We start from the raw sequence: 11,767 nt of genomic DNA on the forward strand, positions 1-11,767 counted from the left end.
GAGGGCGTTCGTTCAGAGGGACTCAAATATCGCGCCCAGCCCGCTTCGGCGTTCCGTGCGGGTGGCAATCGCCTGCACCAGCACGCGTTCATCGGTATACAGCGACAGGCGCTGACGCGCGCGCGTAATGGCGGTATAGATCAGCTCGCGGGTAATGACGGGGGAAAGCTGCGTGGGCAGGATCAGCGCCGCGTGGTTAAACTCGGAGCCCTGGGACTTATGCACCGTCATCGCCCAGGCGGTTTCATGCTCGGGCAAACGGCTGGGCTGGAAAGACTTCACGCTCCCGTCCGGCATCTGGAACCAGACGCGCAGCCCCTGGCCGCAGTCGAGCGCAATCCCGATATCCCCGTTAAACAACCCCAGCGCGCTGTCGTTGCGGGAAATCATCACCGGCCGCCCTTCATACCAGCGCGAGTGCGGGGTGCGGTTTATTTTACGCTTTTGCACCAGCAGCTGTTCCAGCCTGTCGTTCAGGCCCCGGACACCAAAGGGCCCTTCCCTCAGCGCACAGAGCAGCTGATATTCACCAAATGCAGCAATGACCTGCTCCGGTGAACGCTGCTGTTGTACGCCCGTCAGAAAGTGCTGATACCCCTGCAGGGCATCATCCAGCATCGCCTGATACTCTTCCCCGGTCTGCAGCGATTTTTTCTCAATATCCGTAAAGGTGCCGTCAAACACCGCAGTGGTTGTGCGCCGGTCGCCCCGGTTCACGGCCGCCGCAAGCTGGCCGATACCGGAATCGCTGCCGAAGCGGTAGCTTTTCTGCAGCAGACACAGGCTGTCGCGCAGCGCTCCTGCAAGCGAATGGTTTTCAGAAGTGAGCGAGCATCCGGTGAGACGGGCTAATTCCTGAGCGCGTTCTGCGGTATATCCCAGGCTGGCATAGGTGCAGATATCGCCCAGCACAGCCCCCGCCTCCACGGAGGCAAGCTGGTCGCGATCGCCCAGGAAAATAACGCGCGCGTGCGGCGGTAGGGCATCAATCAAACGCGACATCATCGTCAGGTCAATCATCGATGCCTCATCCACCACCAGCACATCCAGGTGCAGGGGATTACCGGCATGGTAGCGCAAACGCTGGCTGCCGGGCTGAGCGCCAAGCAAACGGTGCAGCGTGCTGGCTTCGTTGGGGAAAAGCGCCAGCTGCTCCCCGGTAAGCGGCAGCTTTTGCAGCGCGCCGCCTAACGATTCCGTGAGACGCGCCGCCGCTTTACCGGTGGGGGCCGCCAGGCGAATACGGCACTTTTGCTCACCCGACAGCTGAATTAGCGCGGCAAGCAGTTTTGCCACGGTGGTCGTTTTCCCGGTGCCCGGTCCGCCTGAAATCACCGAGATCCGACGCGTTAAGGCCACGGCTGCCGCAACTTTCTGCCAGTCTGTCGCCTCGTCAGAGGAAAACAGTGCATCCAGCGTTTGCCGGAGCTGCGTTTCATCGCAGGGAAGCGGGGCGTTGGTCTCGCTGAAGAAGCGCGCCACCGTCAGTTCGTTACGCCACAGCCGGTTAAGATACAAACGCTCGCCGACCAGAATCATTGGCGTCCCGGTATCGGCCCCGCTCACGGCAGGCGAACCGCGTAGTATCGCCTGCCAGTCCACGGCGTCACCCAGCAGCGCGAAACACGCCTGTAAAGCCGGAGGCATTTTCTCATCCACCGCCAGACGCGACAGCGGCAGGCATACGTGCCCTTCCCCCGCGTCTTTGCTCAGAATGGCGGCGGCAAGCATGACGGCAGGCTCCTCGCCTGCCACCATCATGGCAAACTGCACGTCCAGGTGGCGCAGTAATCGTTGTTCAACCGCGTCCAGCAGTAGCGCCTGCATCGTCATGCCATCTCCTCCGTGCCTGCGGCAAACAGGTTATCCATTTTTTCAATCAGTTCCACAGCCGGACGCGTGCTAAAGACGCCGGAATGCGGGTCGTTGGCATCCACGCCGCGCAGGAACAGGTAAATCACGCCGCCAAAATGCGCGTCGTAACGGTAATCGGCAATACGATGGCGCAGGTAACGGTGCAGCGCCAGGGTATAAAGCTGGTACTGCAGATCGTAGCGATGCAGTTGCATAGCCGACGCCATCGCCTGTTGGGTATAGGCTTCGCTGTTTTCGCCCAGCCAGTTCGATTTGTAATCCAGCAGGTAGTAGCGCCCGTCGTGGCGGAAAACCAGGTCGATAAAGCCTTTTAGCATTCCCTGCACCTGGCGGAAGTTCAGCGGCGGGCACCCGGCGGACAGCGGATCGTACTCGCGGATCAGCGCATCAAGCGCCTCGGCCCTGAGCGGGCTGGCGATGGGGAGGTAAAACTCCATCTCCACCTGCTTATCTTTGGCGGTCAACTGGCTAAGCGAGATCCCCTGGGCCGTGAGCGGGGCGTGCAGAACCGCGCGGATCCATTCAGTAAGAACCGGCTGCCATTGCGCGTCGTAACCACCGCTCTGTAGCATCTTCAGCACCCACTCTTCGGAAACCGGCTGGGTAAAATCCAGCTCTTCAAACAGGCTGTGTAAAAACGTGCCCGGCGAGGCGCCGCGCGGGAACTGGTGCGGCGTCAGCACCGGCTCAGCGGGTACGCTACCGGCGCCTGCGGCATCCACGTCCAGTTTTGGCATCAGATCCTGCGCAATACTCTGCCCGTGCTGCTGTAAGCCAGAGTAGCTGGTAACGCGCCAGTCGTCGGCAATCGTACGTACCACCCGACGGGCATGGAGATCTGACTCGTGCGGCTCCGGCATGTGCCAGCGGCTGTTGTCGGGCAGCGATGGAATATGCAGGGCAACATGCTCAGTACAAAGCGATTCGATGCACTGGCGCAGGCCCGCCGCGTCTTTGGGTTCACCCTGCTGAATAAGCCGCCCCAGCGCGCTCAGATGAAAATCGCTCTCTCCGCTCTTTTCGCCACGGCGACGGAACAGCGGCGCAACGCCCAGGCTGCAGTGCCATACCGAGCGGGTCAGCGCCACGTAGAGCAGGCGCAAATCTTCCGCCAGACGTTCGGCCTCTGCCAGCTCAACGCTGGACTCCGCGTTGCTGAGATCGAGCACCGCCTCGAACGACTCGCGATCGTGGTAAAAAGCCTGATCCTGCACGCGGTAATTGGCGATAAACGGCAGCCAGACCAGCGGATATTCCAGGCCTTTCGACTTGTGGATGGTGACGATCTGCACCAGATGTTTATCACTCTCGAGGCGCATCTGCTGGCTGGAGGAATTGCTGTTCGGATCGGCAATCTGCTGCGCCAGCCAGCGCACCAGGGCGTGCTCGCTCTCCAGCTGCGTACCCGCTTCCTGCAAGAGTTCGCTGATGTGCAAAATATCGGTCAAACGTCGCTCGCCGCCTGCGGTAGCCAGCATATTCTCGGCAATGTGCCGCTGAGCCATGAGCTCGCGCACCATCGCCATCACGCCGCGCTTCTGCCATCTTTCCCGGTAGTGGACAAACTCTTCCACCACCGCATCCCACGCGGCTTCGTCATTGTTGAGCGCATCAATATCGCGCGCGTTCAGTCCGAGCATCGCGCTGGCTAATGCGCTGCGCAATGTACTTTCCCGCTCCGGGGCCAGCACGGCCTGCAGCAGCCATAACATCTCCTGCGCCTCCAGCGTTTCAAAGACGCTGTCGCGGTTCGAGAGGTAGACGGAGGGGATATTCAGTAACGTCAGGGCGTCGCGGATGAATGCGGCCTCCTGACGGCTGCGCACCAGTACCGTAATATCCGATGCCTTTACCGGGGTGGGGTTATCCCCCTTCCACAGCAACGCCTCGCCTCGCGCTCCCGCACTGAGCCAGTCACGGATTTGCGCAGCACAGTGCTGGGCCATGGCATTTTGATAGTCGGCAACGCCGCAGCCTTCCCCATCCAGCAGCCAGAAGTTCATGGCAGGCTGCGTCACGCCGTTAAACTCGAAGCGCAACGAGGCGTTTTTCGGGGCAAATTTTACCGGCTGAAACGGGATCTCCCGGAACATAAACGCCGTTTCCATGCGGCTAAACAGCGCGTTGACGCTTTCCACCATGCCGGGAGAGGAGCGCCAGTTGGTATCGAGCGTGTAGTGCGCATCAACCTCGCTGCGGGCCTTCATATAGGTGAAAATATCCGCACCGCGGAAGGCGTAGATGGCCTGTTTCGGATCGCCGATTAACAGCAGCGCGGTGTCGGGCTGCTGGCGCCAGATACGGCGGAAAATGCGGTACTGCTGAGGGTCGGTGTCCTGGAATTCGTCTATCATCGCCACCGGGAAGCGGGTGCGAATCGCGGCGGCAAGCGCTTCGCCATTTTCACTACACAGCGCCGCATCCAGGCGGCTCAGCATATCGTCGAACCCCAGCTCGCCACGGCGGCGCTTTTCGCGCGCCACGGCTTCACGAATTTCCGTCATGGCGCGAGCGATCATCAGATCGTTGAGCGTAAGGGGCTCCGCCAGCAGGGTTTCAATCGCCACAAACAGGGGATGCTCAGGTACAATGCCGTCGGCTTTGGTCCGCTCAGCCAGGAAACGTTGGGAGAATTTCTCCAGCGCGTCCGGGAGCTGGTAGCCCCGCGTCTCTTCCTGCGCCCAGGCGCTGACCTTGTCGATCCATTTTCCCTGATTGCCACGGTTGAACTTGCGACGGTCAATCCCGGAATTTTCGATAATGGCGTCAATCTCGCCGACTGACTCCATCCACTTTTGCTTGATGTCTGCAATTTTCGCGATGATTTTTTCATGCCGCAAGGCCAGGGTTTCATCTGCCGGCGGCGGGGATTTGATGACCGGCGCTTCCCCCTGTAGATAACGATCGATCGCGCGCAGCAGCGCCTCCGGGCCTTTCCAGAGCGCGTGTACCGCTTCGGCAATATCGCGCTGTAAGGGGTAGCAGTGGCGACGCCAGAAATCCGCGCAGGCCTGATAGCGAAGCACGGATTCATCTTCAATAAGCTGCTGTTCGAACAGCATACCGGACTCGAACGCATTCAGGCTCAGCATGCGCTGGCAAAAACCGTGAATGGTAAAGACGGACGCTTCGTCCATCTGCCGTTCAGCGAGCAGCAGCCACTGGGCTGCCTGCTGCTTATCGGCAATCTCTTCCAGAAGGCTCGCGTAGAGGGGGTTATCCGTGCTCTGACGCAGACAGGCAATGCGCAGCTCGTGGATATTGGTACGAATACGGCCCCGCAGCTCCGCCGTAGCGGCCTCGGTGAAGGTGACCACCAGCAGCTCTTCCACGCTCAAAGGGCGCGGAAAAGCGGCGTTGCCGCCAAGCCCTAACAGCAGGCGCAGATAGAGGGCGGCAATGGTGAAGGTTTTTCCCGTTCCCGCTGAGGCTTCAATCAATCGTTCACCCTGCAGAGGTAAACGTAAGGGATCAAGGGACTCAGCGGTATCGGTCATTCTTTCTTACTCCAGGGCATAGATTGCTGCAGCGCGCTGACGCTCTTCCAGACTTTCCAGCCTTTCGGGTTCACGTATTCCGTTTTCCCGTTCTGGCTACCGGAAACCTGAGACAGGATGGTGATTCCCTGCGGCTTAATGACCGCCTGATGGAAGAAGTCGGCAACCTTCTGCGGCGTCAGCTGTTTTATCTCGGCCACTACTTTATCACGCGAATCAAATTTCAGATTACCGCGATCGAAATCTTTGCTCAGCTGCGAGGCTTCTTCACCCAGCGTCTGCGGCGGCTGCATCACCTGCGCGATGACGGCCTGCTGGATCTGAGCGAACTCTTCCGGCTTCATGGCGCGCAGTTTTGCTTCCACCTGCGGGAAGAAAGCCTGGTAACGCTGCCAGAGATACGCCGGTTGTTTATCGCTGCTTTGCAGCAGGAAACCCAGCCCCCACTGACGACCGACGTTCATGGAGAAGGCAAACACCGCGTAGCCAAGCTGCTCCTCTGTGCGTAACTGGTTAAAGAACCACGGCTGAATAATCTGTCCCAGCACGGCGCTCTGCGCTGAACTGGCGAATTCATCGTAGCCCGTTGGCACAAAGACCGCGGCCAGCGCGGAATCCGTGCTGTTACCCGCTTTTTCAAAGATCACATTCTGCTTTTTCTCAACCAGCACGTCCTGGTTGCGGCACCACTCGTCGCCTTTAGAGCCGAGCTGAGTGCGAACATTCTCCGCCAGGGTTTTGGCCTGCTCCTCACTCATGTTGCCAACGATCAGGAACTCCGGACGCGTGTTGGTTTTCAGCGCGTCGCGGTACGCGAGCACGTCTTTTAAGGAGATGGAAGGCAGCAGCGCGCGGCGATCCTCACGCTGGAAATAAGGAACCTGCGACAGCATTTGCGCCGGCATAAGCGCCAGATCGTAAGCCTTGCCCTTCTCGGCAGAATCCATCATCTGGGCATACCAGGATTTAGCCTGCTCAAGCTGCTCCTCCGTCGGCGTGTAGATGAAGTAGCCCTCCAGCAGAGCCTGGAACAGCTGAGGCAAGCGCTGGGTATAGCCGTTTGCATTAAGCATCAAACCGTTATTGGCGTTGGTGGAGAAGCTGATCCCGCCCACGGCGGCCTGGTTGCTGAGCTGATCGAGCGCGATACCGGCGAGATAGTCATTGAGCGCGAACATCACCTGATTTTTGGCGCTGTTCATGGCTTTCGGGTTACGCAGCACCACGCTGACATCGGCCTTTGGCTCGCTGGCGAAATAGCGGCTTGGGGTGTACACGACGCGCAGCGTGGGCTCATCGATGATGAGTTCCGGATGCGGGTAATCTTTCGTTGTTTTGATCAGCGAGAAGTCATCCGGAATATAGGGGTTCAGCTCCGGCAGCTTCAACGCAATCTCCCCGGCCTTCTTCTGCCAGTCGGCGAAGGTCTGGGCGCTGATTTTATCCACCTGATAAGGGGCATCGACAAAATACGCCGTCTTGTTATGCGGTTCGTTCGGGCTGATGTACCAGATGCGGGCATTCTCCGGCGTCATCATCGCCAGGCGGGCTTTTACCGCCCCGGCATCATACTGGTCGGCAATATTTACCGCGTCGAGGGTATGTTCCACCGGCACGCGGATCATGGTGTCCGCCAGCCACTCCACATAATCCATGTCGCGGGTGATGGACGGGTAGCGGAAATCGAGATCCAACACGTGCGCGAGTTCATCAAAATAGCGCTTATCGACGCCTTTCTCACGCAGTAAGGAGAGGTAGCTAAAGATAGCCGCTACGACTTCATCACGGTTGGCCTGTCCTTTGTCAGTCAGGGTGGCGGAGATCGCCAGCACGCCGCTATTGCCGTTCACAACCGGATCGGAGTCGGCGCGAATGCCTTCCGCCAGCCCCTGCTTTTGCAGCCAGTCAGACAGCGTACCCGGGCTACGGTTACCAATCAAATAGGTGACCAGCTCATCGGTTTTACTGCGAAACTGTGCCGTGTTGTTATCAATGCGGAATTCCACGCGCAGCACTTTGCGCGGCATGGCAGGAACGTAGTGGATCACGACGCCTTTTTGCGCGTCAGTGACCACCGGAACGGTTATTTGCGGCAGGTCGATATTTTTATTCGGCACCCGGCCAAAGGTTTTGGCCGCCATGGCTGCCAGCTCCGGCAACGGTTTATTGCTGTAGATGACCGCTTTCATCAGGTTGGCGGAGTAGTATTTATCGCGAAACGCGTGCAGGGCATCCAGCACCGGGCTGTTCGGTTTGTCGCTCAAGGTTTCCAGATTACCACCGGAGAAGCGCGAACCCGGGTGCGCGGGGTTGATGGTTTCGGCGCTGACCTGCGCCATGCGCATACCGTCTCGCGTGCGGGCCATGGTCAGCTCGGCATTCACCGCATTACGTTCACGATCGGCGTATTTTTTATCCAGCAACGGCGCGGCAATGGAATCAGCAAGGCGATCGACCGCCCCTTCCAGCGCATCATTTTCGACTTCGAGATAAAAGGCCGTGCGGTACGGTGCCGTACTGGCATTGTGGCTGCCGCCATGCATCTTCAGAAATTCGGACAGGCTATCTGGCTGCGGGTATTTTTTTGACCCCATCAGCGTCATATGTTCCAGATAGTGTGCAAGCCCAGGATGAGCGTCAGGATCTTCCAGCGACCCAACCGGCACCACTAATGCCGACAGGGATTTCACCGCCTGCGGGTCGGAAACCAGCAGCACGGTCATCCCGTTATCAAGGCGAATAGCCTGATATTGACGGGTATCTTTTTCGCTCTTACGGATAGTTTCCTGAACGGGTTGCCAACCGGAGTCTGCGTGAGTGACGGGCGCCCAAAGGGCAATAAACAAAACAAACGCTTTAAACAAGGTGCTGCCTGGCATTACGACCTCTTTATCACGGCTACATCATTAACAAACTGCGTGCTGGACACGCCAACATCTCTTTCTTTGGGTACATCAGTCCGTGATAAGAAGTGCATCATAAATGAACACCTTTATCTGCGCAATTTTTATACAGCACTCAGGACTGATTAAATCTAAACAACGGCAACAGGTAGCGCTGCGCCTCTTCCGTGATCGCCTCAAAGTACTCTGGCTCGAGCGCTCGCCACAAACGCTGATACCAGACATCCTCACCTTCACCCCGCACCATCATGTTTCCTTCATAGGCCTGCATAAACTTACTGCGCGCTTTCTGGAGCGAAGCCTCATCCGTTAACATCGCATCATTCTGCGCGTCATAACAGGCTTTTATCCAGGCGCCGCCACTTTCCGGTAGTAACAGGAGCGGTTTGTTCATTCCCTGACGGTAGCCTTCAATGTACAAAGAGAGATACCCTAACGCCTGCTCGGCTTCCATCGGCGGGAAGCGCCATTCGCCCTCTTTGCGCACGAAAATGCGGCTTTCGCCTTTATGCCCACCCGCACTGTAGACAAGATGTTCCAGCCAGAGTTGCAATCCTTGCGAAACGCTTAGCATTGAGGGCCGCCAGCGCAGCAGCCCATCCGGCTGTACCTGGGTTAACCAGCCCGTGAGCTGTACCCCGTTGCAGTTGAGATCAATTTCAATACTTTTCCCCGGCTGTCGGCACGCTCTTACGCGCTCTGCCAGAGCGGTCATCTCCTGGCACTGCGCCTCCCAGACGATCTCCCCAAACGCTCCGTAGGGCAGCTGACCCGCAGCACGGTAGCGACGGTAAAGTTTGTCCGCATCTTCCTCTTCAACCAGCGCATTCAGCAGCTGCAGGTTTAACTGGTAGCGCTCCAGACCTTCCAGCGTAAACGGTTCTGCATCAGGAATTTCACTCTCTTCAGAGCGGAAGTTGACCTGCAGTCGCTGCTGGAAGAAGGCGCGCACCGGATGTGCCCAAAACCGCTGAAGCTGCTCGAAGGTCAGGGTGTCGATGGGGCGCGGGTCAAGTTCCTGAATGAAATCAGTATGCGCATTCCCCTCTTTTTTCGCCGCCGGTAACCACTCATGGGCATAGCTCTGGCGCTCGCCGGCAATATAGTTCACCGGGTCAAACGGCATGCGGCTGTGGAAACAGGTGATATGGGCTTTCACCCTCTGCTCGCTTTCATCACAGTTGCGCTCTTCATCTCCCGGCAGGTAGTGGCTCTGGCCGATATAGTCCACCAGCTCCTGCACCAGTACGGAGGGGAAACGCTCGCTGTTGTCCTGAATAGAACGGCCGATATAGCTGATATAGAGCTTGCTCTGAGCAGAAATGAGCGCTTCAAGGAAGAGGTAGCGGTCATCATCGCGGCGGCTACGATCGCCCCGTTTTGGGTTTGCGCTCATTAAGTCGAACCCCAGCGGCGGCAGCGCGCGCGGATACACACCGTCGTTCATGCCAAGCAGGCAGACCACCCTGAACGGGATAGAACGCATGGGCATCAGGGTGCAGATATTGACAGGCCCCGCCAGGAAACGCTGGCTGATTCGCTCCTGGTCAAGCCGCTGCGTCAGCTCATCACGCAACAGCGACAACGGGATGGCCTCGTGGTAGTGGGAATTCACGCCTTCGTCGATGATAGCCTGCCACTGGGTTTCAATGAGCGCCATCGCCGCTTCGGTGTCATTGTCCGGCAGGAAGAAATCATTGAGTAACGCCCTGCAGACCGGGAGCCATTCTTCAAGTGGACGCGGCTGCAACAGCGCATATCGCCAGCGGTTAAGCTGCATTAATAGCGATGCTAAATGCCCCACCAGTTCAGCAATTAACCCGCTGGACTCATCGTAAGGCAGCACCTCATTCCACTCACCCTGGCTGCTTTCCATGGCATAGCCCAACAGCATACGCGTCAGGCCAAATCGCCAGGTGTGCTGTCCGGTTGCGGGAAGCTCGAACTCCTGAACGTTATCGTCATCGATCCCCCAGCGCACGCCAGACTCATTCACCCACTGACGAAGGTAGCGCAGACCCTCTTCATTAATGTTGAAGCGTGCAGCCAGCACGGGAACATCCAGCAACGCCAGGACATCTTCGGAGATAAATCGGCTATCCGGCAGTGAAAGCAGAGTGATAAACGCCTGCAATACCGGATGCGACTGGCGGGCACGACGGTCAGATATCGCGTAAGGCAGGTACCGTTCCCCCGTCGCGCTGCCAAAGACGGCCTGAATAAAGGGACTGTAGGTGTCGATATCCGCCACCATCACCACGATATCGCGTGGCGTCAGGTCGGGATCTTCCTGCAGCATCGCCAGCAGCTGGTCGTGAAGCACTTCGACCTCACGCTGCGGGCTGTGGCAAACGTGGATCGTGACGCTGCGATCGTCAGGATCCAGTTTTCGCTTATTGTCGCTGCGTTCGAACTCGTTCGCCGTCACGCCCATGACGGCGCGGTTTTCCAGATCCAGAATATCTAACTGAATATTATGCAGCAGGCAGTCCGGGGCGATCTCAACAAAGGCATCCACATCACCTTCACCTGAGGAAGTGATGTCTGAAAGCATGTGAATGTAGTCACGCCCCAGCTTCCCCCACGAGGCAAGCAGCGGATTGGGCAGGTTCTGGATACCGTCTTCATCGAAAAGCTGCCCGGCCGTCGAGCCGTCTTTAAACAGCGGGATGGATCGTTCTTCAAAAAGTCGCTTTCTTTGGCGAGTTACCAGCCGTGCAAGCCAGCGTTCGTCGAGAATATCCCCCCAATACTGTCGGCAAGGGTTGGTAAACAAAATATGAATATCAATATGTTTACCCAGCGCATTCAGCGCCTTCAGATAGACAGGGGGTAATGCGGATATCCCGCAGATAAAAACGCGTGACGGCAGTCGGGCCGGGCGTTCCGACGCATTTTCAAGTATCGAGATAAACCGATCGTAGAGATTGGCACGGTGCCACTTAGGCTGACCCAGTCTCTCGGTATGCTCCACCAGCGCTTTCCACAGCGGGGCCTGCCATATTTGCGCCTCCGGCAGGCCTTCAACCAACTCGCCCGCTTCCCAACGAATTAACCAGTCAGCGCGGTAAACAAGGTATTGGTCGTAGAGATCGGCAGTGCGCGACGCCAGCTGGAACAGCTTGCGCTTGTCGGTATCGTCATTGAGGTAGTGGCGCAGCATGGCAAATTCATCGTGCTGCAGCATTTCCGGCAGCAGCGCCATCAGCTTCCAGCTCATGGCCTGCTTGTTGAAGGCGCTCTGCTCCGGGATATCCGGCAACACGCGGACAAACATTTCCCAGATGAAACTCGCAGGCAGCGGGAAATCAATATTCGCGGCAATACCAAATTTGCGGGAAAGCGACATTTGCAGCCACTGCGCCATACCGGTGCTCTGCACCAGCACCATTTCAGGCTCAAAAGGATCGTCAAGCCGCTCGCGCTCAACGATAAACTCCATCAGTGCTTCCAGCACATCCAGACGATTTGAGTGGTAGACCCTTAACATAG

At 57.9% G+C, this 11,767-nt stretch carries 4 protein-coding genes; all 4 read right to left on the reverse strand.

What is annotated here, in order from left to right:
- Positions 1 to 12: 12 nt before the first annotated feature.
- Positions 13 to 1,833, reverse strand: a complete 1,821-nt coding sequence (recD, locus tag B498_RS19295; RefSeq protein WP_008499656.1) for an exodeoxyribonuclease V subunit alpha — start codon at positions 1,831 to 1,833, stop codon at positions 13 to 15.
- The gene (gene recB / locus B498_RS19290) at positions 1,830 to 5,372 is read right to left on the reverse strand and encodes an exodeoxyribonuclease V subunit beta (protein WP_008499657.1); all 3,543 of its coding nucleotides are present in this window, start codon (positions 5,370 to 5,372) and stop codon (positions 1,830 to 1,832) included. Before recB ends, recD begins: the two co-directional genes overlap by 4 nt.
- Positions 5,369 to 8,251, reverse strand: coding sequence for a pitrilysin (ptrA, locus tag B498_RS19285; protein WP_008499658.1), 2,883 nt, complete (start codon positions 8,249 to 8,251; stop codon positions 5,369 to 5,371). The genes recB and ptrA overlap by 4 nt, the downstream gene beginning before the upstream one ends.
- 139 nt (positions 8,252 to 8,390) lie before the next feature.
- Entirely contained in the window at positions 8,391 to 11,765 is a 3,375-nt protein-coding gene (gene recC, locus B498_RS19280; protein WP_008499659.1) for an exodeoxyribonuclease V subunit gamma, read from the reverse strand.
- Between the last annotated feature and the right edge of the window lie 2 nt (positions 11,766 to 11,767).

It is taken from the genome of Enterobacter sp. SST3, assembly GCF_000286655.1.
GTDB lineage: Bacteria > Pseudomonadota > Gammaproteobacteria > Enterobacterales > Enterobacteriaceae > Enterobacter > Enterobacter roggenkampii.

Coding starts and splice junctions, on each gene's coding strand:
- ptrA (WP_008499658.1), bottom strand. CDS start 8,251: ATGCCAGGCAGCACCTTGTTTAAAGCGTTTGTTTTGTTTATTGCCCTT.
- recD (WP_008499656.1), bottom strand. CDS start 1,833: ATGACGATGCAGGCGCTACTGCTGGACGCGGTTGAACAACGATTACTG.
- recB (WP_008499657.1), bottom strand. CDS start 5,372: ATGACCGATACCGCTGAGTCCCTTGATCCCTTACGTTTACCTCTGCAG.
- recC (WP_008499659.1), bottom strand. CDS start 11,765: ATGTTAAGGGTCTACCACTCAAATCGTCTGGATGTGCTGGAAGCACTG.